General features: G+C 64.2%; 28 protein-coding genes and 1 riboswitch. Of the genes, 20 read left to right on the forward strand and 8 right to left on the reverse strand.

Annotated elements, in window-relative coordinates:
* Positions 1 to 33: 33 nt before the first annotated feature.
* Positions 34 to 1,863 carry an HNH endonuclease signature motif containing protein gene (locus CH305_RS13050; RefSeq protein WP_094703905.1) on the reverse strand — a complete coding sequence of 610 codons (1,830 nt, stop codon included), beginning with the start codon at positions 1,861 to 1,863 and terminating at the stop codon, positions 34 to 36.
* A 312-nt stretch (positions 1,864 to 2,175) separates the two neighbouring features.
* On the opposite strand from CH305_RS13050, the gene CH305_RS13055 reads away from it, so the two are divergent.
* From CH305_RS13055 to CH305_RS13100, 10 genes are all read left to right on the forward strand, one after another.
* A complete protein-coding gene (locus CH305_RS13055) occupies positions 2,176 to 2,730 on the forward strand; it encodes a hypothetical protein (protein ID WP_094703906.1) in 555 nt (184 codons plus the stop codon).
* Between the two features lie 103 nt (positions 2,731 to 2,833).
* Positions 2,834 to 2,927, forward strand: a riboswitch (SAM riboswitch).
* A gap of 219 nt (positions 2,928 to 3,146) precedes the next feature.
* Positions 3,147 to 4,763: an ABC transporter substrate-binding protein gene (locus tag CH305_RS13060; protein WP_094703907.1), complete on the forward strand. Its 1,617-nt coding sequence runs from the start codon at positions 3,147 to 3,149 to the stop codon at positions 4,761 to 4,763.
* A 4-nt stretch (positions 4,764 to 4,767) separates the two neighbouring features.
* Positions 4,768 to 5,748 carry an ABC transporter permease gene (locus CH305_RS13065; RefSeq protein ID WP_094703908.1) on the forward strand — a complete coding sequence of 327 codons (981 nt, stop codon included), beginning with the start codon at positions 4,768 to 4,770 and terminating at the stop codon, positions 5,746 to 5,748.
* Positions 5,741 to 6,634, forward strand: a complete 894-nt coding sequence (locus tag CH305_RS13070) for an ABC transporter permease (protein ID WP_094703909.1) — start codon at positions 5,741 to 5,743, stop codon at positions 6,632 to 6,634. Before CH305_RS13065 ends, CH305_RS13070 begins: the two co-directional genes overlap by 8 nt.
* Complete coding sequence (locus tag CH305_RS13075; RefSeq protein WP_094703910.1) at positions 6,631 to 8,229, forward strand: ABC transporter ATP-binding protein; 1,599 nt, start codon at positions 6,631 to 6,633, stop codon at positions 8,227 to 8,229. Before CH305_RS13070 ends, CH305_RS13075 begins: the two co-directional genes overlap by 4 nt.
* Positions 8,222 to 9,298 (forward strand): LLM class flavin-dependent oxidoreductase, encoded by a 1,077-nt coding sequence (locus CH305_RS13080; RefSeq protein WP_094703911.1) that lies wholly within the window; start codon positions 8,222 to 8,224, stop codon positions 9,296 to 9,298. Before CH305_RS13075 ends, CH305_RS13080 begins: the two co-directional genes overlap by 8 nt.
* Positions 9,295 to 10,650, forward strand: coding sequence for an NtaA/DmoA family FMN-dependent monooxygenase (locus CH305_RS13085; protein ID WP_094703912.1), 1,356 nt, complete (start codon positions 9,295 to 9,297; stop codon positions 10,648 to 10,650). Before CH305_RS13080 ends, CH305_RS13085 begins: the two co-directional genes overlap by 4 nt.
* Positions 10,647 to 11,387, forward strand: a complete 741-nt coding sequence (locus tag CH305_RS13090) for a DUF1684 domain-containing protein (protein WP_094703913.1) — start codon at positions 10,647 to 10,649, stop codon at positions 11,385 to 11,387. Before CH305_RS13085 ends, CH305_RS13090 begins: the two co-directional genes overlap by 4 nt.
* Positions 11,384 to 12,508 (forward strand): LLM class flavin-dependent oxidoreductase, encoded by a 1,125-nt coding sequence (locus CH305_RS13095; protein WP_094703914.1) that lies wholly within the window; start codon positions 11,384 to 11,386, stop codon positions 12,506 to 12,508. Before CH305_RS13090 ends, CH305_RS13095 begins: the two co-directional genes overlap by 4 nt.
* Positions 12,509 to 12,545: 37 nt before the next feature.
* Complete coding sequence (locus CH305_RS13100) at positions 12,546 to 13,481, forward strand: NADP-dependent oxidoreductase (protein ID WP_094703915.1); 936 nt, start codon at positions 12,546 to 12,548, stop codon at positions 13,479 to 13,481.
* Positions 13,482 to 13,505: 24 nt separating this feature from the next.
* Here the strand turns inward: CH305_RS13100 and CH305_RS13105 are convergent, their stop codons facing one another.
* Positions 13,506 to 14,372: an LLM class flavin-dependent oxidoreductase gene (locus tag CH305_RS13105; RefSeq protein WP_094703916.1), complete on the reverse strand. Its 867-nt coding sequence runs from the start codon at positions 14,370 to 14,372 to the stop codon at positions 13,506 to 13,508.
* Position 14,373: 1 nt separating this feature from the next.
* Positions 14,374 to 15,393 carry an aldo/keto reductase gene (locus CH305_RS13110; protein WP_094703917.1) on the reverse strand — a complete coding sequence of 340 codons (1,020 nt, stop codon included), beginning with the start codon at positions 15,391 to 15,393 and terminating at the stop codon, positions 14,374 to 14,376.
* A gap of 107 nt (positions 15,394 to 15,500) precedes the next feature.
* On the opposite strand from CH305_RS13110, the gene CH305_RS13115 reads away from it, so the two are divergent.
* Positions 15,501 to 16,094 (forward strand): TetR/AcrR family transcriptional regulator, encoded by a 594-nt coding sequence (locus tag CH305_RS13115; RefSeq protein ID WP_218828584.1) that lies wholly within the window; start codon positions 15,501 to 15,503, stop codon positions 16,092 to 16,094.
* 39 nt (positions 16,095 to 16,133) lie between these two features.
* A complete protein-coding gene (locus CH305_RS13120) occupies positions 16,134 to 16,571 on the forward strand; it encodes a nuclear transport factor 2 family protein (RefSeq protein ID WP_218828585.1) in 438 nt (145 codons plus the stop codon).
* A gap of 189 nt (positions 16,572 to 16,760) precedes the next feature.
* On the opposite strand, the gene CH305_RS13125 is transcribed toward CH305_RS13120, so the two are convergent.
* Positions 16,761 to 17,726, reverse strand: a complete 966-nt coding sequence (locus CH305_RS13125) for a squalene cyclase (protein ID WP_094703918.1) — start codon at positions 17,724 to 17,726, stop codon at positions 16,761 to 16,763.
* A gap of 163 nt (positions 17,727 to 17,889) precedes the next feature.
* Between CH305_RS13125 and CH305_RS29470 the strand changes: the two genes are divergently transcribed.
* From CH305_RS29470 to CH305_RS13135, 3 genes are read left to right on the forward strand one after another with little or no spacing between them, the layout of a single operon-like run.
* Positions 17,890 to 18,018 (forward strand): hypothetical protein, encoded by a 129-nt coding sequence (locus tag CH305_RS29470; RefSeq protein WP_256983725.1) that lies wholly within the window; start codon positions 17,890 to 17,892, stop codon positions 18,016 to 18,018.
* On the forward strand, positions 18,011 to 18,883 hold the full coding sequence (locus CH305_RS13130) for an LLM class flavin-dependent oxidoreductase (protein WP_094703919.1): 873 nt from the start codon (positions 18,011 to 18,013) through the stop codon (positions 18,881 to 18,883). The genes CH305_RS29470 and CH305_RS13130 overlap by 8 nt, the downstream gene beginning before the upstream one ends.
* A gap of 14 nt (positions 18,884 to 18,897) precedes the next feature.
* A complete protein-coding gene (locus CH305_RS13135) occupies positions 18,898 to 20,244 on the forward strand; it encodes an LLM class flavin-dependent oxidoreductase (RefSeq protein ID WP_094703920.1) in 1,347 nt (448 codons plus the stop codon).
* A gap of 45 nt (positions 20,245 to 20,289) precedes the next feature.
* Here the strand turns inward: CH305_RS13135 and CH305_RS13140 are convergent, their stop codons facing one another.
* On the reverse strand, positions 20,290 to 20,766 hold the full coding sequence (locus CH305_RS13140) for an OsmC family protein (protein ID WP_094703997.1): 477 nt from the start codon (positions 20,764 to 20,766) through the stop codon (positions 20,290 to 20,292).
* A gap of 165 nt (positions 20,767 to 20,931) precedes the next feature.
* On the opposite strand from CH305_RS13140, the gene CH305_RS13145 reads away from it, so the two are divergent.
* Positions 20,932 to 21,456, forward strand: coding sequence for a permease (locus tag CH305_RS13145; protein ID WP_094703921.1), 525 nt, complete (start codon positions 20,932 to 20,934; stop codon positions 21,454 to 21,456).
* A 3-nt stretch (positions 21,457 to 21,459) separates the two neighbouring features.
* Here CH305_RS13145 and CH305_RS13150 read toward each other — a convergent pair whose 3' ends face one another.
* Positions 21,460 to 21,939, reverse strand: coding sequence for a winged helix-turn-helix domain-containing protein (locus tag CH305_RS13150; RefSeq protein ID WP_094703922.1), 480 nt, complete (start codon positions 21,937 to 21,939; stop codon positions 21,460 to 21,462).
* Positions 21,940 to 22,088: 149 nt separating this feature from the next.
* Between CH305_RS13150 and CH305_RS13155 the strand changes: the two genes are divergently transcribed.
* Entirely contained in the window at positions 22,089 to 22,616 is a 528-nt protein-coding gene (locus tag CH305_RS13155) for a GNAT family N-acetyltransferase (protein WP_052058270.1), read from the forward strand.
* Here the strand turns inward: CH305_RS13155 and map are convergent, their stop codons facing one another.
* Complete coding sequence (map, locus tag CH305_RS13160) at positions 22,617 to 23,384, reverse strand: type I methionyl aminopeptidase (protein ID WP_094703923.1); 768 nt, start codon at positions 23,382 to 23,384, stop codon at positions 22,617 to 22,619.
* Between the two features lie 102 nt (positions 23,385 to 23,486).
* On the opposite strand from map, the gene CH305_RS13165 reads away from it, so the two are divergent.
* The 3 genes from CH305_RS13165 (at position 23,487) to fgd (ending at position 25,756) form a co-directional block, all read left to right on the forward strand.
* Entirely contained in the window at positions 23,487 to 24,188 is a 702-nt protein-coding gene (locus CH305_RS13165; protein ID WP_094703924.1) for a GNAT family N-acetyltransferase, read from the forward strand.
* Positions 24,189 to 24,345: 157 nt separating this feature from the next.
* Positions 24,346 to 24,678, forward strand: coding sequence for a YidH family protein (locus CH305_RS13170; protein ID WP_094703925.1), 333 nt, complete (start codon positions 24,346 to 24,348; stop codon positions 24,676 to 24,678).
* A 64-nt stretch (positions 24,679 to 24,742) separates the two neighbouring features.
* Entirely contained in the window at positions 24,743 to 25,756 is a 1,014-nt protein-coding gene (gene fgd / locus CH305_RS13175; protein ID WP_094703926.1) for a glucose-6-phosphate dehydrogenase (coenzyme-F420), read from the forward strand.
* Here the strand turns inward: fgd and CH305_RS13180 are convergent, their stop codons facing one another.
* Positions 25,757 to 26,281: a nitroreductase/quinone reductase family protein gene (locus tag CH305_RS13180; protein ID WP_094609437.1), complete on the reverse strand. Its 525-nt coding sequence runs from the start codon at positions 26,279 to 26,281 to the stop codon at positions 25,757 to 25,759.
* Between the last annotated feature and the right edge of the window lie 52 nt (positions 26,282 to 26,333).

Consider the following 26,333-nt stretch of genomic DNA (forward strand, 5'->3'; position numbering starts at 1 on the left):
AGCAGAGCTGTGCCGTGATGCTGGTGTAGGTCGTCATGCGGGTTGTCGTGGTTCCTCGTCTCCGGTGTCGCCAGTGTCGTCGTGGTGTTCGGGTGGGTAGAGGACTTCTTCTGGGTGGTGTGCGTGGTTGATCAGCCCACGGCGCTTGGGGTCCATTCCGGTGGGTGGGTGCCAGAGGGTGCGGCCTGGGTAGCGATGTCCTGCTCCGGTTTTGGTGGTCGCCCATTTTCCTGGTCCGGTGCCGACGAGGGCGTGGTGCATGTCGCAACCGAAGGTGAGGGAGTCGATGTCGGTGTAGCCGCCCTCGACCCAGTCGTCGAGGTGGTGGGCTTGGCACCAGGTCGCGGGGCGGGTACAGGAGGGGAAGCTGCAGCCCCGGTCTCGGGCGATGAGCACGATGCGTTGGTCTGCGGAGGCGATGCGTTTGGATCGGCCGAGGTAGAGGGCACGTCCGTAGTCGTCGAAGATGGTCAGGTAGTGGTGGGCGTGGGACGCCATACGGATCGCATCGCGGATGGAGACGCGCGATCCGGTGCCGGTCATCGCGTAGCCGCAGCCGGCGTCGAGGTCTTTGAGGGTCATGGTGACGATGGCGGTGACGGGCAGGCCGCGGTGGGTGCCGAGAGTCCCGGAGGCGAGTGTGTGCCGGAGGGCCAGTTTCAGGGCGTCGTGACGGCGTTCGTTCTGGGTGCGTCGATCCCGCGCGGCAGCAGCATCCCGCGCGGCGGCAGCATCCCGCTCTGCGGCAGCATCCCGCGTAGCGGTGTCCGGACCTGCATCGTCGCCGCCGGTGTCCGATCCCAAGGCGTTGTCTGCATCGGTTGCGTCGTCTGAGTCAGCAGGGTCGTCGGGTGCCGCGGTGTCATTGGGTGCAGATGTGCCGTCGTGCGTTGTCCCACAACGATATTCGGGATATTCATCACATTCGTCGTCGCACTCGTCGTCGCCGTCGTAGTTCTTCTCATCCCACAGGCCTGCATCGCTGGAGTCTGCTTCGTGGGTGGTCGGCTCGGGCTTCGGCGCTGTAACACTGCCGTTCTCGTCGTCGTGGACGACCGATGTCGGGTCGGCCGGGTTGTTGAGTCCCGGCTTCGCGGCTTTGGAGAACAAAGCCTCGAGATAGGCGCGTAGTTCGGGGTCGACGCAGAAGTTGCCTTCCGACATCCCGTCGGCACCCTGCTCACCGAGGTAGAAGAACGCATCGCGTCGTTTGCGTGGCTTGGGCTTCCCGTCCTCGTCCTCGTCCTCGTCGTAGTCGCCGTCGGGGTTGAGGATCGAGTCCAGGTGCGCCACCAATGGTGCGAAGTCGTCGGGGAGTCTGGTCGAGGCGTAGCCCACCAATTGCTGTTCTGCGAGATCACGGGTCTGCGGGTCGACACTGGCCGGCAAGTGCTTGAAGAATTCGCGGATCATCTGCACATGCTTGGCATCGAGCAACCCCGCCCGTAGTGCTGCCGCGGTGTGCGGCAACAACGGAGGGAGGACTTCCCCGGACAGTGCGGTGCGATCGCCCAACTCCGCAGCCAGACGCACCCGTGCACCGGCTGCTCGTGGGGTGATCCGCAGCATCCACGCCACCGACGACGGCACCGACCCCGGATACACCTCGAGGCCGTGTTGAGCGATCAACTCGTTGAGCCAGGTGTACGAGTACGCGGTGACCGATCGGGTGAGTGTTTCCATGCGTTGGATCACCGCACGCCGGTCGGCGTTGGTCCACGACACCGACCCCTGTTCGGCCAATTCGGCGACCGCGGACTCGACGCGGTCCACCAACACCGACAACTCGGGATCGGACACGACAGGGGCGGGCGGCACCGTCTCGATGCCGTCCACCCCTGATCCGCCGTCCCCCGAAAGCATGAACAGAATCTATCGCGACCCACCGACAAGTATTCGAACACACGTTCCCGGTCGTATTTGTCCGTCGAAACCGGCGGAGCATCGCACTATGTGGGGGATTACACATCGATCGAAAGTGTGACGTTGTCGATCTCGCGTAACGAGGGGTCGCGTAGATGCTGGTGGCGGGGTTCAATATCCCCCAAGGCGGACGTAACGACCTCAGCAGCGTTGCTTGTTTCGGTGACGAAAGCCGCTGCTTGTCAGTACCTCCGAACTCGACTGTCGGGTCGGTGTCCAATGTTGTGTGTTGACCCAGTGGGGACGATCGACATGAACGACGCATTTCGTTTCGCCGCTTCGTGCAGTTCACCGAAGGAACTGATCACTCGACTTCAGTTCGGTACGACGGACCTGTGGCCAGAGGACGTCGCCCTTCCGACCCGTTGGCGCTACATGGCCGATCTGATCGATTCCGATCGAGGCATGCTCGTCGAACTCGACGGTGCACTGTCGCGACCGGTTGTGGACGCGCTCGTTGCGACGGCGGAATTGTGCAGGCAATCGGCCACCGAGTCTGTGCCCGCGGCCGACTGGGAGTATCTCCGGCGGGCGTTGGGATGGCTCGAGCGCGGTAGTTCCGGTGTCGATCGCGCTCTCATCGCCGTGGGCGACGAGTTGGCACTCATGGGCCTCGACGGGGTGGAACAGGATTTCTCGGTTGCGACCTGGCTGTGCATGGACGTGCTGGATCGGTTTGCCTCGGCCGACGAAACGGTCGGGTATTGGGTGCATCGTGTGAACGCTCGGGTGTCGAATATGGCTGAGCAGCAGCTTGATTCGGTCCCAATCGAAAGCGAGAACGCTGAGCTGACAGTGGCCGTCTGATTGGTAGGATTGGTCCTGTCCGGACTCTTCGAGGCTTCAGTCGGTGTGGGATTTCTACCCCAGTTGGCAAGTGCGCCGACCCTCTCGTAGTATCGGACACGTAGGACCATCCAGAGCGACCGAGAGACCTGGCTCTATGACGTCGCAGCAACCCCCCGCTTGTCGGGTGAGGGTGCTACCGCCGGGACCGATGGAGGAATACACGTGAACACTCGAGTCGCCTCAGGTTTCGTCGACGGATGCCGTCGGATTCATGTCGATCTGTGCCGTCTGAACGGTTCGACCTGTCTTAGCTGACATTTCGGCACCGCACTTTTCGACACCACACCTCATCATCTGCACGAACTCCTTCCTGGGCGCACCTGGCTCGGACGCGGGAGCTCTCGTGCGATCGACCAGATACCGGAGACACCCACGTGTCCACTCGCCCTGTTCTTCTGGTGGCCGGAGTAATCGCCGCCACCGCCACACTGCTCGCCGGGTGCGCAGGTAGCGCCACCACCTCGGCCGCCGACGCGGGCCCACCGCAGTCCGGAGGGACGCTGCGTTACGGCCTGTCCGGGGCTCCTACCTGCTCCGACCCGGCTCAGGCGGGTACAAATCAAACCATCTACGTCACCCGGCAGGTGATCGATTCGCTTACCGACCAGAACCCTGAAACCGGAGAAGTCGAGCCATGGTTGGCCGAGAGTTGGGAGGTCGGTGCCGACGCGAAATCCTTCACCTTCCAGCTGAAGGACGGTGTGACGTTCAGTGACGGCACCCCGCTCGACGCCACCGCCGTCAAGGACAATTTCGACGCCATCACCGGCACCCTCGGTGCCGCCAAGGCACCGCTGGCTGCGAGTTACCTGACCGGATATCAAGGTGCCACGGTCGTCGACCCGCTCACCATCCGCATCGACTTCTCGGCACCCAATGCGCAGTTCCTGCAAGCGAGTTCGACGCCTCAGCTCGGCATCCAGGCCGTCGCCACCTCGGCGCAGTCGGCGGAGTCGCGGTGCTTGGGTACCAACATCGGATCGGGACCGTTCACCTATGCGGACTACCAGCAGGACCGTTCCGTCACGTTGGCCAAGCGAAGCGGATACGACTGGGGCTCTGCGGTATTCGGTCACGAGGGCGAGGCATACCTGGACCGTATCGAGTTCACCATCGTGCCCGAATCGGGTGTACGTACCGGCAGTCTTTCCTCTGACCAGCTCGACGCCGTCAGCGACGCGCTACCGCAGGACGCTCCGCAGATCGAGGCGACCGGTGGCCGGATTCTGACGGCATCCAACCCGGGCGTTCCGTTCGGCATTCAGCCCAACGTCACTCGCGGTGCGCTACAGGACCCCGCCGTCCGGACGGCCCTTGTACCGGCGATCAACCGTCAGGAACTCGTCGACACGGTCCTCGGACCCGACTTCCGAACGGCGACAAGTACGTTGGCCAGTGCCACCCCGGGTTACGTCGAACTCGCCGATGTCACCTACGATCCAGAGAAGTCGAAGTCGTTGCTCGACGCGGCCGGATGGGTTCCAGGTGGAGACGGCATCCGTGAAAAGGACGGGCAGAAGCTGAGTTTCAAGGTCATGTACTCGGCGGTGTTCGCCGGCAACCAGGCGATTCTGGAACTGACCCAACAGCAGCTGCGGGCCGTGGGTGTCGACCTACAGCTCGAACTGGTCTCCACTTCGGAGGCGACGGCACGGCAAGGCACAAAGGACTACGACGCGACGTACTACAACAGCACCCGCGCCGACGGCGACATTCTGCGCACCTCGTTTGCCGTGGACGGACGGAACTTGAACGCGCGCGGCCCGATTCCGGATCTGGATGCATCGTTGACGGAGCAGCTCTCGACCACCGACGTGGCGGCCCGCAACGAGATCCTCGCAAGCGCGCAGCAGCAGGTGCTCGACAACGGACTGTGGATTCCCACGATCGAACTCTCGCAGGCAGTCGGCGCGGCGTCGAAAGTACAGGATCTGAAGTTCGAGGCCTCCGCTCGCCTGCAGTTCTTCGACACTTGGCTGAGCGGGCAGTAGAGCCATGACCCGCTACATCGGACAGCGAGTACTGCAGGCACTGGCAGTGCTGTGGGCTGCGTTCACCATCTCGTTCATCGTGCTCTTCCTCCTTCCCTCGGACCCGGTCAGTCTTGCCGTGGACTCGGCCGGCTCGGGCACCCCGGCAGATGCTGCGGCGATCGCTGAACTGCAGGCTCGTTACGGTCTCGATCAGCCGGTGCTGGTGCAGTACTGGCACTCGCTGGTCGGGGCCGTGCAGGGTGATTTCGGATTGTCCATCGCCACCGGCCAGCCGGTGACGACGGCCATTCTCGACGCGGTGCCCAGCACACTCGGCTTGGCGGGGACGGCCCTGGTGCTGGCCGTCGTATTCGGATCAGCGGTGGCTTACGCAGCCACGTACACCCAGATCGTCTGGCTGAAGAACCTGCTGCTCGCGCTCCCACCGCTCGGGGTGGCGGTGCCGACGTTCTGGGTAGGACTACTGCTGCTGCAACTGTTCTCGTTCCGACTGCGCTGGTTCCCGGCGTTCGGTGACGACGGGGCAGCGTCGTTGGTGCTGCCTGCGGTGACACTGGCACTGCCGACCGGTGCTGTCATCGCTCAGGTCCTGGCTACCAGCATGGCCACCACGTGGAAGCAGCCGTTCGTGGATGTGGCTCGCGCCAAGGGGGTCTCACGCCTTCGGGTGCAGACGCGACACGTTCTGCGACTGTCGTCGATCCCCGCCTTCACGATTGCCGGGGTCTTGGTGGGCACCCTGCTGGCCGGATCGGTGGTGGTCGAGACGGTGTTCTCGCGCGCCGGAGTCGGACGGCTTACCCAGACATCGGTGCTGGCCCAGGACATTCCGGTGGTGCAGGGCATCGTCGTTCTGACCTCGCTGGTCTTCGTCCTGGTCAATCTCGTAGTCGACCTGCTCTATCCGCTGATCGATCCGCGCATCGTGCGCGAATACCGGCCCGTGCAGGCCAGTGCAGAACCGGAGAAAGCTCATGTCTGACATCCTGATTCGCGAGACCGCCGTCCATTCGGCAGTTCCCCCGGTAGTCGAAGAAGCACCGGCACCCGCGCGGCGCAGGGGTCCGCGAGACGTGCTGAAGCACATCTGGCTCGGTGCCTCCGTGGTCGTGCTGTTGCTGGCTCTCGGGTTCGCGCTGTTCCCGACCGTCTTCGCCAGCGGCGATCCGCTGGTGGGTACACCGGCCGACAAGCTGCAGGCACCTAGCGCGGCGCACTGGTTCGGCACCGACAACATCGGCCGTGACGTCTTCACCCGAGTGGTCCACGGTTCCGGATTGTCGCTGACGGCAACGCTGTTGGCAGTCGGCATCGCCCTGGTGGTCGGCTCGATCATCGGTCTGGTCTCGGGGGCCGTCGGCGGAGTAGTTGACGCCGTGCTGATGCGCATTGTCGATGTGCTGCTGTCGATTCCGACGCTGTTGCTCTCGCTGGCGCTGGTGACCGCTCTGGGCTTCGGCACCGTCAACGTTGCTATCGCCGTCGGAGTCACGCTGATTGCCAATTTCGCCAGAGTGATGCGCTCGGAGGTGCTGCGGGTGCGCAGATCACTGTACGTCGAAGCGGCCTACGCCTCGGGTGTGCGGTGGTTCGATGTCTTCCGCAGGCACATCCTCAGAAACTCGTACGGCCCCGTGATCGCGCTCGCTGCAGTCGAATTCGGTATGGCAGTTCTCGCGGTATCGGCGCTGAGCTTCCTCGGCTTCGGCGCTGCTCCGCCCACCCCGGAGTGGGGATCGCTGATTTCCGAGGGCCGCAACTTCCTGGCCACCGCCTGGTGGATGACCACACTGCCGGGATTGGTGATCGTGGCCGTCGTCGTGTCCGCGCACCGCGTAGGGCACGCGCTCGAGAGGCGATCACAATGAGCCCCATTCTCGAAGTAGAGAATCTGCACGTCAATTACGGTGAGACGACCGCCGTCTCCGGCATCGGGTTCACCGTCGACCGCGGTGAAGTGGTGGCCGTGGTCGGCGAATCGGGCTCCGGAAAGTCGACGACTGCCCACGCCCTCATCGGTCTGCTCTCGGGTTCCGGCCGCATCGTGGGCGGATCGGTGACGTTCGACGGGCAGCGGCTCGACACAGCCTCGGACAAGACGTTGAACCGGTTGCGCGGCCGTCATATCGGGCTCGTCCCGCAGGATCCGACCACCTCGCTGAACCCGGTGGTTCGCGTCGGCGACCAGGTTGCCGAGGTGCTGCGGGTGCACGGTCTCGCAGATCGCCGGTCCGCGAAGGTCGAGGCAATTCGCATCCTCACCGAAGCGGGTCTGGACAACCCCGAGGTGCGGGCGCGGCAGTATCCGCAGGACCTGTCCGGTGGGCAGCGTCAGCGCGTACTGATCGGAATCGCTCTCGCGTGCCGCCCGGAACTGGTGATCGCCGACGAGCCGACCAGCGCCCTGGACGTCACCGTGCAGCGACGCATCCTCGATCATCTCGACGCCAGGATCGCCGAGACCGGTGCCGCTGTCCTGCTGATCACTCATGACTTGGGCGTGGCTGCGGACAGAGCCGATCGCCTGATTGTCATGAGCGCGGGTCGGATTGTCGAAACCGGCCCCACCGCAGAGGTACTGGCGAACCCGACGCACGCGTACACACGTCAACTGTTGGCCGCTGCGCCGTCGCTGAATACGACCGTACGACCCGCGCGCACCACGGCAGTCGATCCGATCCTGACGGTCGGCGACGTCTCGAAGCGGTTCACCATAGGCCGAGGCGTCCACCTCGATGCGGTCAAGGGAGCCACGTTGACCGTCGAACGTGGGCGGACGGTCTCGCTCGTCGGCGAGTCCGGGTCCGGCAAGTCCACGTTGGCGCGCATCGCGATCGGCCTGGAGACCGCGTCGTCGGGATCGGTCACGTTCGACGGTGTGGACGTCACCGGTCTGCGCGGTAAGGCCAGGCGTGAACTGCGACGGCGTGTTCAGATCGTCTATCAGAACCCGTACGCGTCACTGAACCCAAAGCTGCGCGTCGGCGAGATCGTGCGAGAACCGTTGGACGCGTTCAAGGTCGGTTCCTCGCGTGAGCGTTCCGAGCGTGCCCGGACGTTGCTGGATCAGGTGGCACTCACCAGCGACTACCTGGCCCGCCGGCCTGCCGAGCTGTCGGGTGGGCAGCGCCAGCGCGTCGCCATCGCCAGAGCGTTGGCTCTCGCGCCGGAACTGGTGGTGCTCGACGAGCCGGTCTCGGCCCTCGACGTATCGGTGCAAGCACAGATCCTGACATTGCTCGACGATCTGCAGTCCGAGCTGGGCCTGAGCTACCTCTTCATCTCGCACGATCTGGCCGTGGTTCGTCAGATCAGCGACACCGTGGCCGTCATGCAATCCGGCGTCATCGTGGAATACGGCGACACCGCAGCACTGTTCGACAATCCACAGCAGGATTACACCCGCGAGCTACTCGGGGCCATTCCCGGAAGCGCGCGCGAGAAAGCGAGTACCAGTGTCTGACAAGCTGTTCCTGACCGCGATAGAGCTGAAAGGCACCGGCGCACATCCGCAGGCCTGGCGTCGCCCTGACTCTCGCGCCGAAGAGGTGTTCACAGCAGGGTTCTGGATCGACCAGTTCCAGACTGCAGACCGAGCGGGTATCGATCTCGCGTTCCTGGGCGATTCGTTCGCCAGTCGGACGCTCGAGGCCGCAGCCATCGCGGCACGGGCAGCCGCCGTCACCGAGAAGATCGGGCTGGTGCCCACGATCACCGTCACGCACACCGAGCCGTTCCACATCTCGAAGCAGATCGCGAGCCTCGATTTCGCTTCCCACGGCCGGGCCGGATGGCAGGTCGAGGTGAGTCCGGGTGCCGAGCAGGCAGCGCTGTTCGGTCGGAAAGCGGAGCAGGACAACGGCAGCCTGTGGCGCGAGGCGGACGAGGCAATCGAGGTCGTCACCAGGCTCTGGGACAGCTGGGAGGACGACGCGGAGATCCGTGATGTCGAGTCGGGGCGGTTCATCGACCGAGACAAGCTGCACTACATCGACTTCGAGGGTGAGAACTTCTCGGTCAAGGGTCCGTCGATCACTCCGAGGTCTCCTCAAGGACAGTCGCTGGTCGTGATTCGCGGTGACTCCACGGAGTCCGTGTCGGTGGCCGCTGCGCGTGCCGACATCGTCCGAATCGTCGCCGACTCGGTCGAGGATGCGGCAACGACCGCCGCCCGCGTTCGACGGGCGGTCGTTGCCGAAGGCCGTGACCCGGCCGAGGTGTTCGTCCTGTTGGACGTGGAGACCTTGGTATCCGACTCTGCCGCTGAGGAACTCGCTCAGCTCGACAACTGGGCGGGGCACGTCAGAGCCGCTGAGAGCGTGTCGCATGTCGGCGACCTAGCAGGCTTGCATCTCCTGCTCGGTTCCATCGAAGCGGCCGGGCTGGACGGGGTCACCCTGGTACCGCTCGCCCTGCCGTCTGGAGTGGCGGCACTACCGGCCACCGACACCCGCAGCGGATCGACTCTGCGCGAGCGTCTCGGCCTGACTCGCCCCGTCAATCGCTATGCACTCGAAGGGAAGAGCCTGTGACGAAGAAGCAGATACATCTGGGTGCCCATTTCCCCGGCGTCAACAACACCACCGTCTGGGCCGATCCGGAATCGAAGAGCCAGATCGAGTTCGATTCGTTCGTACACCTCGCCGAATCGGCCGAACGCGGTCTGTTCGACTTCTTCTTCCTCGCCGAGGGACTGCGACTTCGGGAGCATCGCAACCGGATTCACGATCTCGACGTGGTCGGTCGACCGGATACGCTCACCGTCCTCAATGCGCTTGCGTCGGTGACGACCAAGCTGGGACTTGCCGGGACGATCAACACCACGTTCAACGAACCGTTCGAGCTCGCCAAACAATTCTCGTCGCTGGATCACCTGTCCGACGGTAGGTCGGCATGGAACATGGTGACGTCCTCGGACGCGTTCACCGGCGAGAATTTTCGGCGGGGCGGCTATCTCGATCGTGCCGACCGTTACGTGCGGGCCAACGAGATCATCGACGTCGCGCGAAAGTTCTGGGATTCTTGGCAGTCCGACGCGCTAGTCGTCGATCGTGAGCGGGGAATCTTCGGTCGCGAGTCCGGGATCCGAACCGTGCGGCATACCGGGCCACAGTTCGAGGTCGAGGGCCGCTTCACACTTCCGCGCAGTCCGCAGGGGCATCCGGTTCTGCTGCAGGCGGGCGATTCCGACGAGGGCCGAGAGTTCGGTGCGGCCAAGGCCGACGCCATCTTCACCATCCACGGCACGCTCGAGGACGGACAGAAGTTCTACTCCGACGTCAAGGGTCGGCTCGCCAAGTACGGCCGCGAGCACGACGACCTGAAGGTGCTGCCCGCGGCGACGTTCGTGCTCGGAGATTCTGCGCAGGACGCGGTCGACAAGGCGGACCACATCCGGCATCAGCAGGTCAGCGGTAAGACAGCTATTTCGTTCCTCGAACAGGTGTGGGGACAGGACTTGTCCGCGTACGACCCGGACGGGCCGTTGCCGGATATCGAACCCAGCGGCGATGTGTCCATCAGCCGTGGCCGTGCGCGACACGGCGACCCCAGAACCATTGCCCAGCAGTACCGCGAGCGCGCCGAAGCAGACAACCTGAGCATTCGTGAACTGATCATCGCGATGACGACGCGGCAGCAGTTCGTCGGAACCCCAGCACAAGTGGCCGAGGAAATCGACAGCTACGTGCAGAACAACGCGAGCGACGGCTTCATTCTCGTCCCGCATATCACCCCAGCCGGCCTCGATGAATTCGTCGACAAGGTGATTCCGGAACTTCAGGACCGCGGCAGCTTCCGCACCGAATATGCCGGAACCACCTTGCGTGACCATCTCGGTCTGCGGCACCCGTACGAACAGCGTGAAGGAGTGCGAGCATCATGAGCGATTTCGAGCAGGACTGGACGCAATGGCATGCCGACCGAGAGGCGTCCTACGGTGATCCTCTGGGTTGGGTGTCGTTGACCGGTTTGTATTGGCTGACGGATGAATTCGAGTCCGTCGCGGACCTTCCCGGCCGTTGGAAGGCCGATGCCGATTCGGTGACTGTCGAGGGGTTCGACGGTGTGACGACGCTGAATCCGGTGGAGGGTGCACCGGGCATCCTGGTCGAGGACGGAGATCGACGGATCGAGGTGATCCGTCGGACCGGTTCGGTCGCGCTGCGGGTACACGACCCGGATGCGCAGACCCTGCAGTCCTACAGCGGTATCCCGATCTACGAGCCGAGCGAGAAGTTCGTTGCCACCGGGACGTTCACGCCGTACGACTCACCGGTCACCGTCACGACCGGAGCAGTGGTGGAAGGACTCGAACACCATCACTCGGCCGTGGGCACTCTCGACTTCGAGTTGGCCGGTACCGCTGCGCAACTGATTGCGTTCGGCGGCATCGGCAACGGTCTGAAGGTGCTGTTCACCGATGCCACGAGCGGGGTGACCACCTATCCGGCTGCGCGGATCCTAGCAGTGCCCGCTCCGGTAGACGGAACCGTCGTTCTCGATTTCAACCGGGCATCGAATCTTCCGTGTGCGTTCACCGACTACGCGACGTGCCCCGTCGCGCCGGCCGAGAACAGACTGACCGTCGCCGTCGAGGCAGGGGAGAAGAACCCGAGATGACGCGAGTTCCGTTGTCCGTTCTCGATCTGTCCCCGATCAGCGAGGGGTCGACCGTCCAGCAAGCGCTTCGTAACACCCTGGATCTGGCGCGCCAGACCGAAGAGTGGGGGTACGAGCGCTATTGGGTGGCCGAGCACCACTTCGTGGCGGCGGCCAGTTCTTCACCCGCAGTGTTGATCGGTCTGATTGCCGCTGCCACCAACCGGATTCGTGTCGGATCGGCAGCGGTCCAGCTGGGTTTCACTACAGCTGCTGCCGTCGTCGAATCCTTCGGCACGGTCGACGCCCTGTATCCGGGACGCATCGATCTGGGTGTCGGTAGGTCCGGGCAGCGCAGAGCAGCAGCCCTGGCCGGTGCGCAGCAGGCTGCGCCCGAGCGCGCGGTGTCTTCGGAGCCCGGCGGACTGTTCCCAGTTGCCCCGGCTTCGGCGGCACCACGGAAGACCCCGCTGCTGGCTGCGTCTCTGGCTGCGCTGCAGCAGCCGCACGCTCAGTCCCCGGATTTCGTCGATCAACTCGACGACCTTGCTGCGCTGCTTGCCGGTACTTACGAGCGCGACGGGGTGCCGTTGACGGCACGCCCGGGTGTCGGGGCCGACGTGGCGCTCTGGCTGTTCGGCAGCAGCGCTGGGCCGACTGCCCGTGAGGCCGGTGCCCGCGGTTTGCCGTTCGCAGCGAGCTACCACTTCAGCCCGGGGACGACTCTCGAGGCGATCGACGAGTATCGCCGTGCTTTCGTGCCATCGGCTCGGCTGTCCTCGCCGTACGTGGCGGTGTCGGCCGATGTGGTTGTTGCAGAAACGGATTCGCAGGCGCGAGAGCTGGCAGCGTCTTTCCCGCACTGGGTACACAGCATTCGCAGCGGTCATGGCGCGATTGAGTATCCGGATCCGAAGAACGTGGCACCGCTGACCGGCGAGCAATACGAGCTCGTCGCTGATCGAGTGGACACCCAGATCGTCGGATCCGCGGCAACGGCATCGGAGAAGTTGGAGGCGCTGCAGGAAGCAACCGGCGCGGACGAAGTGGTGATCACCTCGGCCACGCACGACCACGCGGACCGGCTGCGCTCGTACGAATTGCTCGGTAAAGAATGGGGACTGCCGCGCCTGCGGGTCTGAGCGGAACATTTGCGTCGTGGTGACCGTTGTACCGCGCATGACACGAGTTGCAGTTGCAGCGTCCTACGGTGGACCGGACGCCATCGAGATCGTCGAACGAGAGCTGCCCGAACCGTCCGAAGGCGAGGTTCTGATCGAGGTCAAGGCGATCGGCGTCAACCCCTTCGACTACAAGAGTTACAGCGGTGCATTCGGCACAGACGAATCCAAGCTCCCGATTGCGCTGGGCAGCGAGGCGTCGGGCATCGTGGTGGCGGTCGGCGGAGTCGTCGAGGGCCCGAGCGGGCCTATCGCCGTCGGCGACGCGGTTGTCGTGTCGGGCCAGAACGGTACCTACGCCGAGCGGATTCTGGTTCCCGCGCGGTTCGTGTTCCCGAAGCCGGAAGCACTGGACTGGAACGTTGCTGCGGGTGTACTCGCCGTGGCCGGAACTGCGTACGACGCACTGGAATCCGTCGGTGTCAAGAGCGGAGACACTGTTCTCGTGCACGGAGCGGCAGGCGGTGTCGGGTCCGTGGTGGCCCAGCTCGCTGTCGAGCGCGGTGCCACCGTCGTCGGCACTGCGCGCCGACAGAACCACGATGCACTCCGGGCGTACGGTGCCGAGCCCGTCGAATACGGCGACGGGCTGATCGACCGTGTACGGGCAGCCGCACCGAATGGGGTGGACGCGGCAATCGACACGGTGGGCACCGACGAGGCCGTCGACGTATCGCTCGAATTACTCACGGACAGATCGAGATTGGTCAGCACGGCAGCTTTCGGCCGGGCGTCGGCAGACGGGTTCCTCACCGTTGGTGGGCCGGCGAGCATGGAGCGTCGACGCCTCGCGTCACCGGTGCTGCTGGAGCAGGCAGGTGCAGGTGTGTTCGAGGTGACGGTCGCGAAGACCTTCCCGCTCGCCGACGCCGCGACGGCGCATGCTGAACTGCAATCCACGCACCCGCGCGGAAAGTTCGTCCTGGTTCCATGACGAAAGGGCTTGACGTAGTGGGTCTCACGAGTGCCCGCTGGGTCTGATGAACTCCTCGGTCACCCGGTGCGCGATGCCGTCGGGGTAGGGGCCCGGGAGGATGAGAACGACGTGATCAAATCCCGCGGCTACGGCGTCACCGATGTCGTTTCTCGTCTTCTCGGGTTCCTCGAACGACACCCCGAGAGCGACCGATCGGGTGATCGTCGCTGGATCGCGCCCGATCTCGGCACAGAACCGGTCGAGTAGTCTCGCTCGGTCCATTGCGTCGTCGAGGTCCCCGCCGGGGATGTTCCACGTGTCGGCGTGCGCGGCGACGAGACGCAGCACACCTGCTGCTCGGCCGCCGATCACGATCGGTGGGCCGGGTCGCTGAACAGGTTTCGGGTTCTGGAAGGCCCCGACGAGGTCGACGTGGGTACCGTGAAAGTCGAAGGGTTCGTCCTCGGTCCAGAGCCTGCGAATCACGGTGAGCGATTCACCGAGTCGCGCCACCGCTTCCGCGGCGCCGCTGTACGGCAGACCGTTGCCGTCGTACTCCCGTCTCGCCATGGGCACGCTCGGCCGTGACCCGGCACCGATGCCGAAGTCCAGCCGACCATTCGACACCACATCGACCGTAGCGGCGATCTTTGCGAGGATCGCCGGCGGACGAATGCGGTTGCTGGTGACCATGATTCCGAGTCTCAACCGCTCGGTCTGGGCGGCCATCGCGGCCAGCATGGTCCAGCCGTCGAAGATCGGGCCGTCGAGATCTCCGCCGATGGGCATGAGGTGATCGAACAGCCACGCATGCTCGATCTCCGGAATATCGTCTGCCTCGCGCCACACCCGGCGCAGGTCTACGTAGGAGACATTCTGCGGAGGGGTCATGATCCCGAAACTGGCCATGTCAGCGTCTCCGCAGTGACGCGTCTAGCAGGGCGGGTGGGGTGTCGAACTTGTCGCCGGGAGCGAGATCGACACCGGGCGCCACGATCTCGTCGAGCCTATCGAGGATATCGCCGGTCAGGATGGTGTCTGCAGCAGCGAGTTGCGAGTGTAGATGGGCGACAGTACGCGGCCCGACGATTGCACTGGTGACTCCCGGATGTGCCGTCACGAAACCGAGAGCGAGTTGGATCAACGTCAGCCCGGCATCGTCGGCGACAGCGACAAGTTTCTCCATAGCGTCGAGTTTGGCCTGTCCGGTGGGAGTGTCGGTACCGAAGCGTTCGGGCATCATCATGGCGCGTTGGGAGGTCGCGGCCTGCCCGGCCCGGATGGCACCGGAGAGGAATCCGCCCGCCAGGGGGCTCCACGCGAGCACTCCCATTCCGTATTCCTGGGCGACAGGAAGGACATGAGATTCGATGCCGCGCTGCAGGATCGAGTACGGCGGCTGCTCGGTGACGAACCGTGCGAGATGGTGTTCCTTCGCGGCCCATTGCGCCTGCACTGTTCGGTAAGCCGGATAGGTGGAGGAGCCGAAGTAGCGGATCTTCCCGGCTCGCTGCAGATCCGTCAGGGCGGAGAGGGTTTCCTCGTCGCTCGTCGTGGGATCCCAGCGGTGTATCTGGTAGAGGTCGACGTGATCGGTGTCGAGTCGGCGCAGGCTGTTCTCGAGTTCGGCGACGATCCAGCGGCGGGAGCTGCCCTGATGATTTCGTTCGTCGCCCATCGGGTTGAACACTTTGGTGGCCAGCACGACGTTCTCCCGCCGACCTGCGATCGCCCTGCCGACCATCTCCTCGGACTGCCCCTGGCTGTACATGTCCGCGGTGTCGATGAGGTTGATGCCGCCCTCGAGTGCGGCATCGACGATTGCGGTGGCCTCGTCCTGCGTAGTGCGCCCGATGGCTCCGAAGTTCATCGCGCCGAGCGAGAGCGTGCTGACCTGGACGCCGGTTCGTCCCAGTGTGCGGTACTGCATGGTGATCTCCTCTTGGCCACTGTGGGGCTACTGTGTGGGTAAGCGGAACGATGTTCCGTAAGCCAACATACGGAACATTGTTCCGTTTGTCGATGCATGGAGGGACAGTGACCGAGGCCGAAGCCGAGCAGCCCAGGAAACGAGCGGATGCGAGGCGGAACGAAGCGACGTTGCTCGACGCGGCTGCAACTGCGTTCGTCGACTCGGGAGTAGAGGTACCGGTGCGCGAGATTGCCCGGAGGGCCGGCGTCGGCGTGGGCACCATCTACCGGCACTTCCCGACGCGTGGTGACCTCGTCGTTAACGTCTTCCGGCATCAGGTGGAGGCGTGTGTCGTCGCGGGTCAGGAGCTCCTCGCCGGCCGCGAATCACCGCACGCCGCGTTGCTGCTGTGGATCGACCGATTCGTCGACTTCCTGGCCACCAAACATGGTCTGGCCGAGGCAATGCAGTCGGACAGCGCCGGATTCGAAACTTTGCACAGCTACTTCCTGGATCGGCTGATCCCCGTGTGCGAGTCACTGCTCGACGCCGCTGCGGACTCGGGGGAGATTGCACCGGGGCAGACCGCCCTGGAGCTGATGCGCGCGGTCGGCAACCTCTGTATCGGTGCACAGGATTCTCGCTACGACCCACGAAAAATGGCGCGGGTCTTGGTAGCGGGACTGCGTATCACGACGGAACCTGACCGGATCGGTTGACGGACGGTCACTTTCGCTGGGATCGGATAGCGTGGGCGCATGAACTCGGCCACGGACTACCTGGTGAAGCGCTACCTCGACGCCCTGCATCGCGCCGACCTCGATGCGATCGTGAGTCTGTTCGCGCCCGGTGCCGTCGTGCATTCGCCGTTGTACGGTCCCACGCCAGCACCCGACTTCTATCGGGCATTGTTCATCGATACCTCAAGCGCCGAGCTGACGTCGAAGGGCGTGGCCGAGGGACGCACCTCGGCAGGAACGCGGCTCGTCACCTTCTGGTTCCATTTCGACTGGCGGTTACCCTCCGGGGTGGCTGCCCCGACGATGGCCGCATCACAACACTGTCGATCGTGTACGACACCGTTGACGTGCGACCAGCTTTCGAGCGGGAGACCGGATCTTCCTGGAGGTCGACGGAACAGGATCGGTAGCGCCAGCCTTTCGAATCAGCGTGATTGCAACGGGTGCACTATCTGAGCGGCGAGCCTAGCGTCGCGTCCATGACCTGGCTCAGAACACGACTGACGGCGATCATCGATCGCCTGGGATCGCAGCCTGCCTGCACCCACGCTGCCGTCGACTTCGGAATCCGCGGGTGATGATGCACCCGCAATGTAAGCGTCGAACTGAAGTAGACGCTCACTGCATGTCCGTACGCAGGCACGATCAGCCGTAGTAGGAATCCCACCACGTCAGCACTCGGGTTCCGATCAGTGTCAGCCACTTCGAGCGTTCACCCTCTGGTACGTCGGTCGCGAACCACGCCTCACCTGGATGAGGGTGACCCTGCAACCACGTTCCATCGTTCTGGCGGGCGGCTCTGATGATTCCTATCGCCTCCTCCATGCGGGGATCCGGCGCTGTCCCATCGAGCAGGGAAGCCTGCCGAAAGTAGTCGGCGGCACTGAGGGCGTTGTACGTCCAACGGGATGGGTAGAAGAATTGATCCACCCATGGCCCGACTTTCTCAGCCGTGGACAACGTGTACAGGAGCTTTCGCGTCAGCAAGTACTTTTCACCGGCGCGCCGGGCAGCTCGAGTTTCGTCCGTGCCGCCGAGGGCTGTGTCGTACTCCAGCAATCCTTTCAACGAGTTCAGTGTCGAGTGAAATGACGAGCGGGTCGATCCCTCGACCCACTCGCAGTTCCAACCACCGTCCGGCAGTTGGTGTTCGAGAAACCACTGAGCGATGCCCTCGACGTCTGCACCCAGCCACACCCCGTTGGCGACCGTCCACGCGTTGATGCAGCAGTCCACCTCGCCGCCCCAGTACGGCAGGTTGTCGTACTCCCACCGACTGTTCCTGTCGAGCAACTCGACCGTGCGGCGCGCTCGCAGGACCGCGGGGTCGAGACCCCACTCGCGCAGCGAATTCAGCGACCACGTGGTGGCAGTCCAGGGTTGCCCCGGAGCCGCGGAACTATCGAAATTCGCAGGGAAGAATGCGCCGCCGGCCCATTGCCCGTCCGGATCCTGCAGCGCAAGAAGCCTTGCACCGAAACCTTCGGTGGCAACTCGGGCGCGAGTTGCTTCCCAAACTTCGGACGGCTCGTCCAAGAGATCGCGCTCCACCTGCCAACGCAGCGCTGGGTCCGAGTCGACAAGCCAGTTGCGCAGGAAATCGGCGACCATGATCAGGCAGCCTATCGTCGTTCGGCCATTCGTCCTGAGTGTTCACATCTGTATTCCTCGGTTTGCCTCATGCTGATTCGAACCCTTCATTCTCGAGCGCATCTGCGGCAACGTGGGCTGTTGCGCAGATATCGATGCATGCCCCGGAGAAAGCAGGATCACGATGAGTTCGGAGTTGATCAGCCTCAGCGAAGCCGTGGCGGGCGAGGCCACGTTGGTGGATGTGCGAAGCGCGCCATCGAGGGTCGAATTCGGCACGGTGGCAGGTGCGATCGTGGTCGACAATGGCTGACACCTTGTACTTTGCCCTCGAACTCGACGGCTACGACGAGTCACCCGAGCGGCTTCGCCGCAACGTCGCGGAGGCCGAACGCGCAGGTTTCACGTTCGTCACCTTCGGTGATTCTCTGGTCTCGGCCCGGAATCGACTCGATGCAGGCACGCGCGCTGCGTTCGTCGCCTCGACCACGTCGACCATCGGGCTGGCTCCCACCGTCCACACAGTCACTACCGAACCGTTCTTTCTCGCAACACAACTCGCCAGTCTCGACCATGCATCCCACGGCCGAGGAGCCTGGGTGATCGGCGCAGACAATTCGCCGGCCGCTCATGCAGCAGTGGGATCGGAGGTGCGGTCGAGCGTGACCGCCGAGATCCGTGACGTCATCGACGTGTCTCGGCGGCTGTGGGATTCGTGGGAGGACGACGCGGTTATCCGTGACGCGACGACCGGTCGATATCTCGACCCAGCCAAGGTGCATCACGTGCGGTTCGAGGGCGAGTTCTTCGATGTCGTCGGGCCCTTGATCACTCCACGTTCGCCGCAGGGTCAGGTGGTCGTCATCGGAGATGTAGATCTGGGCGTCACCGATCTGCTGGATGTGGCGTTGGTGCGCGGCGACGATGTGGCGGATCGGGCGGCAGCGGCGCGCGCCGATGGAGCAGCCCTGGTGTTCGCCGACATCGACGATCTGTCCGACGCCCAATCGCTGGCCGGCGTGGTCGACGGCATCCGGTTACATCTCGGGACTGACGCCGTGAAAGACCTTGCCGTCCCGGCACATCTGCTTCGCAGGCCGACCCCTGGACTCTCGCTGCGCGAGAATTTGGGACTGGCGCGTCCGGTCAGCCGCTACGCCGCTTCGGCTCGGAAATAGGGAGAAGAATCATCGTGAGCACCAACGACCAGCACCCGGACACCGGCGCACCGTTCGACCCGAATGCACAGATTCATCTGGGCGTGTTCTATCCGGGAATCGGTGCCCAGACGGTCTGGGAGGATCCGAAGGCACCCGATCAGGTTGCGACGGACACCTTCGTCGAGGTGGCAACCAAGCTCGAACGCGGTCTGTTCGATGCATTCTTCCTCGGCGACGGTCAGCGGGTTCGGGAGAACCGCGGTGCGATCCTCTCCACCGACATCGCCGGCAGGCCGGACGCGATCACACAGCTCGCTGCGTTGGCGTCGGTGACCGAGCGCATCGGACTGGTCGCCACGCAGAACACCACCTACAGCATCCCCGTCGAGCTCGCGCGGCGGTTGGCGAGCCTCGACGTCCTGTCCGACGGGCGCGCCGGATGGAACATCGTCACCACCGACAACGCATGGACGGGTGAGAATTTCCGTCGCGGAGGTTGGCTGGACCACGAACGACGCTACGAGCGGGCAACCCAGGTAGTCGAACTGGCGAAACAGTATTGGGCGGGTTCGGATATCGACGCAGATACCGATCTGCTGAAAGCCCATGCAGCACCTAATGTTCGGTCCAGTTCGCAGGGCAGGCCCGTGCTCTTTCAGGCCGGGGATTCTTCGGGTGGACGCGATCTGGCAGCGAGGCACGCCGACGTCGTTTTCTCGGCCAACAACGCCTACGACGCGGCGGTGGCGTACGCGCGAGATCTCCGCGCACGAACGGCTGCGTACGGTCGCGCCGCCGATGCGGTCAAGATTCTGCCGGGTGTCACCGTGGTACTCGGTGACACCGAGGCGGAGGCGGAGGAGAAGGTTCGCTGGCTACGGTCCAACGCCTACAACGGAGTTCGCGCCATCGCGTTCCTCGAGCACTATTGGGGTAAGGATCTCTCGAGCTACGACCCGGAAGGTCCGCTGCCCGACATCGAACCGGTAGAGGACGAGCTCGATCCGTCCCGTGGCACCCTCGCGGTCGACGCGCGGACCGGCAAGCTCGATCAGATTGCCCAGTGGCGCGCGTTGTCCGAGGAGAAGGGCCTGTCGATCCGCGAACTGGTACTCGAGATCTCGCCTGCGTCTCGGTTCCATTCCGGCACGCCTGCGGCTTTGGCTGATCGATGGGCCGATCTGGTGCGGCACCGGGTGGTCGACGGATTCAACATCAACCCCTATCACTTGGCTGATGCCATCGACGACCTCGTGGACAAACTGGTCCCTGCCCTACAAGAGCGCGGGGTGTATCGAACCGAGTACACGAGCACCACGCTGCGCGGGCACCTCGGTCTCGACGAGGAGACCGCGTCGGAGCGGGAGCAGGCCTCGTAGGGCGCTTCGGAGCGCCCTACGAATCGGGCCGAGGGACGAGCTCGGTCAGCTCAACTCTGCGCGCGACCATTCGTTCACGAACTCCAGGCCACTGCGCACGAAGAGCTGGGTCACCGGGCAACGGCGAGCGACCTCGGAGACGAACCTGTCGAAGGTCTCCTGGTCGGCGTCGGTCTGTACCGTCGCCTCGACCTTCACGGCCTCGAAGTTCGCATTTCCTTCGTCACCGTTCACGAGCACTGCGGTGTCGAGGTCGCCTTGGATGCGGAACGTGAACTCGCCGAGTGTGATTCCCAGATCCTTGGCGACGAGGGCGGCCGTCACCTGGTTGCACGAGGTCAACGCACCGAGCGCGTAGAACAACGGGCTGGGTGCCTCGTCCTTACCGCCGAATGCGGGATAGGCATCGGTGTCGAATTGGTGGCCTGCATCGCCCTCGGCGACGAGGTGCTGGGCGACCCCGGTGCCGCTGGCATTGATCACGAAGGGAACGACGGACGTTCGAATAGAGCTGGTTGTCATGAATTCCGACGATGGCCCTCCGACGACCGAAGCGGAACGGTTCGGCTCACAGTGATTCGAACTCGGCACGAGCACGGGCTGTCCGGGACGCGCGCCGACGATGGAAGCTAACGATCAGGTCTCGACTCGAGTGGGGTACTGCTCTGCACGATCTACGATGTCCTCATGACTGCCGATCCGACCACGCCCGCACCGTCGACCAGCTCGGCGAACTGGAAGAGGCGGGGCATCCTCGTCGGAGCCGGCATCGTCCTGTTGTTGATTGCGTACTTCATCCTGGCGGCGTTTCTTCCGCGCTGGTGGAGTCTTCGGGTCGAAGAACTGGCCGACCGTACGTTCACCAAGGGCATTCTGTGGGGCCTGTTGTTCGGCATCGTCTGCACGTTTGCACCGCTGGTGTTCTTCTGGAGCGCCTGGACGGTCCGCAAGGGTAGGGCGGGTAAGCAGCTTGCCATCGGCTCGGTGATCCTCGCTGTCGTCACTGCGATTCCGAACCTGTTGACCCTCACCATCGTCCTCGGTACCAGCAATGCCGCCCATGCCGGTGAACGCACCCTCGACACCAGCGCGCCGGGTTTCCGCGGCGCAACGGCACTCGGTGCAGTGATCGCCGTGGTTCTGGTTGCACTGCTCGTGTTCGTAGTGGTCCGTCGAAACCGTCGACGCAGAACTGCTGCTCTGCCGCAGTAACTTTCAGGCGCTGCGCAATATCGTCGGTTGGGTGACTACGCGGATTCCCGGTTCCGGGTCGAAGCGGTACCCGGTTCCTCTGACCGTGGTGATCAGTCGACCGAATTGGCCTAATTTGGTGCGCACCCTCGACAGGTGGACGTCGACGCTGCGTCCGCCGTCGGATGTGTTGAGCTCGGATCTCGCAACGACGACCCGTGGATGCTGAGCCAGATACGCGAAGATCTCGAACTCGGTGTGACTGAGCCGAATGCTTTTTCCGCCGAGGATCACGTCTCGGGCAGGGATGTCGATGACCAGGGGAGCGTTCAGATCGTTGACCCGAACATCGAATCGCGTCAGGATCTTCGCATGCGGCGCATAGCTTTTGGTGGCACTGCGAAGCGCATCGGCGAGTGCGTGCAACTGCGGTCGGGTCAATCCCTGCAGGGACGATGTGCCGGAATCGGAGATGTGGACAACGACGGTGGCTTCGGTGGTCATGCTGGAGAGCTCCTGAGACAAGGGTGTGCTGCGGATACCGGGCAGTTGGTCAGCGTGGGCAGCGACAGTTCTTGTTCACCGTCACAGAGTGATCGACGGCGGGCTCGTGCGCCAGAGATGCGCTCACCGTGATCGCAATTGTTGACCCCATGACCGTCGACGTGTTGCGATCGGGCGTGACCGATGTATGCCGATCCCGCGCCGCCCTGTTCACCCGAGCCGTCGACTGGGATCACCCCGACGCCGAAACCCTGCGCGCGGCGATGGCCGCCGAGGTTGGTCCCCGCTACGCAGACCGGGCCGCTCTGATGTCGAAGACCCAGGCCAACGCCGTCGACGAGAGCACTGTGCACCGGACGTTCGTCGTGTATCGCCGTGAAGCGGAGGGGGATGAGCATGCCGTCGGGCATGCAGCGCTGCGTTGGAACGGGGCGGACCTCGAGCTCAAGCGCATGTTCGTGCACCCCGACCATCGCGGCACGGGAGTATCGGCTGCCCTGCTGGAGGCGTCGGAGAATGCCGCCCGCGACCAAGGGCTGCCGCGGCTGATATTGCAGACGGGAGACCGTCAGCCCGACGCGGTTCGACTGTACGAGAAGAGCGGTTACACCCGAATCCCGGTGTTTCCTCCCTACGAGGTCCTGCCGTTCTCGAACACCTTCGAGAAGCGCCTGTAGTCAGACCCGCAAGGTCATGATTTCGGCACCGTCGTCGGTGATGACCACCGTGTGCTCGCTGTGCGCAGTACGGCATCCCGTCGTACTGCGCAGGGTCCAGCCGTCGTCGTCGGTGATGAGCTCGTCGGTGTCTTCCATGATCCACGGCTCGAGTGCCAACATCAGGCCGGGACGAAGTCCGTAGCCGCGGCCCGGCCGCCCGTTGTTGGACACATGTGGGTCCTGATGCATGGTGGACCCGATGCCGTGACCGCCGAACTGCATGTTGATCGGGTAGCCCGCCTCGCCGAGGACGGTGCCGATGGCATGCGAGATGTCGCCGATCTTGTTTCCCGGACGTGCCGCTGCGATCCCCGCAGCCAGAGCCCGTTCGGTGGCGTCGATCATGGCGGTGTCTTCTTTTCGGGGCTCGCCGATTGCGAAGCTGATGGCAGAGTCCGCTGCGACGCCGTCGAGGACCACAGCGAGATCGAGAGTCAGCAGATCGCCGTCAGTCAATGCGTAGTCGTGTGGAAGGCCATGCAGCACAGCATCATTGACGGAGGTGCAGATGTAGTGACCGAACGGGCCGCGACCGAAGGACGGCGCGTAGTCGACGTAGCAGGACGTTGCCCCGGCTCCGAGGATGATGTCTTTGGTCCACTCGTCGATCTCGAGCAGGTTGGTGCCGACGGTGGCACGCTCGCGGACGGTCTCGAGGATTTCGGCGACCAGAGCGCCGGATTTGCGTGCGAGGGGGATCTTGCTGGGTGGGAGAATCTCGATCATGTGATGCCTTTCGTCGTGTGACGAATAACTATACCGGTATAAGTATTGGTGTCGACATTGACGGTGCGTTGACCGTCGACCGTTCGTGCGACTCTATTTGCTGTGTCTGCTCATCCTCTCGACGACCCCGTCCGCAATTCCCTCGACGGCGCACTCTCGCGCTTTGCGGTCCGGCGCGGACGGGTCGTGCGGGCGGATCCCGAAGTGTCTCCGTTCCTGGTGCACCCTGACGTGCTCGATCCGCAGGACTGGGACGACATCGCGGCCTTGTTCGGCCCCCGAACCGTGGTGGCGCTGAACGGACCGGAACGCGCACTGCCCGAGGGGTGGTCGCATGTGGAGACCTTCGGTTTGGTGCAACTCGTGGGCACGCACCTCGAGACGAGGCCCTTCGCTGACGCCGTCGCGCTCACGGCAGCAGACGTCCCCGAGATGCTCGAATTGGTTCGCCGCACCGAGCCCGGACCGTTCCTGCCCCGGACCATCGAACTCGGCACGTACCTCGGAGTCCGACGCGGAGGGGCGTTGATCGCGATGGCCGGTGAGCGCATGCACCCTCCGGGGTGGACGGAAATCAGCGCGGTGTGCACCGACCCGGCATTCCGAGGGCAGGGTCTGGCCACGGACCTGGTGCGCGCGATCGGTCACGGTATCCGCGCCCGCGGTGAGGAGCCGTTCCTGCATGCATCGGCCGCGAACGTGCGCGCCATCGACCTCTACCTGTCCATCGGATTCGAGTTGCGTCGTACCTCCCACCTCACGTTGGTCCGTACGCCCGCACCGAACGCGGGGCATGCCGACTGACGAGTGCGATGGTCGGTCGGTGGCTTCCGCTGGACGTGATGCGTCCCAGGAAGGACACTGCAGTGGTGCTGACTATCCGCCGCATCTCGCCGGTTTTCACCCCCGACGATCCTGAACTGGTTGCCCATCTGATTCGCGAGCGCATGACCGCACGCGCGTGACGCGCCCCGACGAGCGGTTCACGCTCGCCAGTGAGCGCACCTTTCTCGCGTGGCTGCGGACCTCACTCGGGCTCCTGGCCGGCGGTATCGCGATCGTCCATCTGGTTCCCGATTTCAGTACCGGATGGGTGCGGACGGCACTCGGTCTGATTCTGATCGGACTCGCCGCCGCGGCACCGGTCATCGGCCTGCGGCGGTGGATGCGGGTGCGCGCTGCCCTGGAACGCGGTGCACCGATGCCGGAGTCCCGGGACCTGTGGATCTTCGCGATCGGTATCGGTGCGGTGGCCGTATTGGCTGCAGTGGTCACCGTTCTGGGGATCCAGTAGTACTCAGCCGACCACCGCGGGTGCACAATCGAAGAACTAGGACGACCAACGACAGGAGTTCGGCGTGGCGCAGGGTCTCAAACTCGGTTACAAGGCATCGGCGGAGCAGTTCGGGCCGCGTGAGTTGGTCGAGCTCGGTGTTCTCGCCGAGCAGCACGGAATGGACTCCGCGACGGTCAGCGACCATTTCCAGCCGTGGCGGCACGAGGGCGGGCATGCGCCGTTCTCGCTCGCGTGGATGACTGCCGTCGGTGAGCGGACGAACACGATCCAGCTCGGTACCTCGGTGCTCACCCCGACGTTCCGCTACAACCCGTCGGTCATCGCCCAGGCATTCGCGACGATGGGCTGCCTGTACCCAGAGCGCATCATGCTGGGTGTCGGTACCGGCGAGGCGCTCAACGAGATCGCTACCGGATTCACCGGGGAATGGCCGGAGTTCAAGGAACGATTCGCGCGCCTGCGTGAGTCCGTGCGCTTGATGCGCGAGCTGTGGCTCGGTGACCGTGTCGATTTCGAGGGCGAGTACTACACCACCAAGGGTGCGTCGATCTACGACGTCCCCGAGGGCGGCATCCCGGTGTACATCGCGGCCGGCGGACCCGTCGTGGCGCGGTATGCAGGACGCGCGGGCGATGGTTTCATCTGCACCTCGGGCAAGGGCATGGAGCTCTACACCGACAAGCTGCTTCCGGCTGTGGAAGAGGGTGCGGGTAAGGCCGAGCGCGACGCCGGTGAGATCGACAAGATGATCGAGATCAAGATCAGCTACGACACCGATCCCGAACTGGCACTGGAGAATTGCCGCTTCTGGGCCCCGCTGTCGCTGACGCCCGAGCAGAAGCATTCGATCGACGATCCGATCGAGATGGAGAAGGCCGCCGACGAGCTGCCGATCGAGCAGGTCGCCAAGCGCTGGATCGTGGCATCGGATCCGGACGAGGCCGTGGAGAAGGTCAAGCAGTACACCGACGCGGGCCTGAACCACCTGGTGTTCCATGCCCCCGGTCACGATCAGAAGCGGTTCCTCGAACTCTTCGAGAAGGACCTCGCGCCGCGCCTGCGGAAGCTCGGTTAGTTACGACGAACCACCGAGATCGGCCGCGAGTGCGAACAATCGCATGTCGCGGTCGGTCCTGGTTTCGTACTCGCCGTACACCTCGACCATCGCGTCGAACTGTCGGTAGATGCGGGCCTTCTCGTCGCCGGTGATGCGGGTGGCCGTCACCGGAATCTTCTTGCCGCCGATGGCCACCACGGCCTTCGGATCGGCGAGGAGGTTGGACGTCCATGCCGGGTGATGTTGCTGACCGAAATTGGAGCCCACGACGAAGATCTTGTCGCCTTCGCGGTAGTAGAGCAGCGGGCTCGTCCTCGGCTTGCCGGATTTGCGGCCGGTGGTGGTCAGCAACACCACCGGTGCCGCGATAGGGCCGAGGACGGTGAACCGGCCATCGGATTTGGTCAACAACCAGCGGTCGACGCCCGCGAGGTTCCTGATCACCCACGAACCGGGCTTGGTCGACGCGAACTTGACGGCGGGCTTGCGGATGAACGAGGTCTCGCTGCCCCAGCGCACGTCCGGGAACGGTGAATCGGCCATGGTTCATAGGACAGCCCGACCGCGCCCGGTGTCAACACCCCACCCACTGGGC

Origin of the sequence: Rhodococcus sp. 15-649-2-2, from assembly GCF_002258645.1 — a bacterium.
GTDB lineage: Bacteria > Actinomycetota > Actinomycetes > Mycobacteriales > Mycobacteriaceae > Rhodococcoides.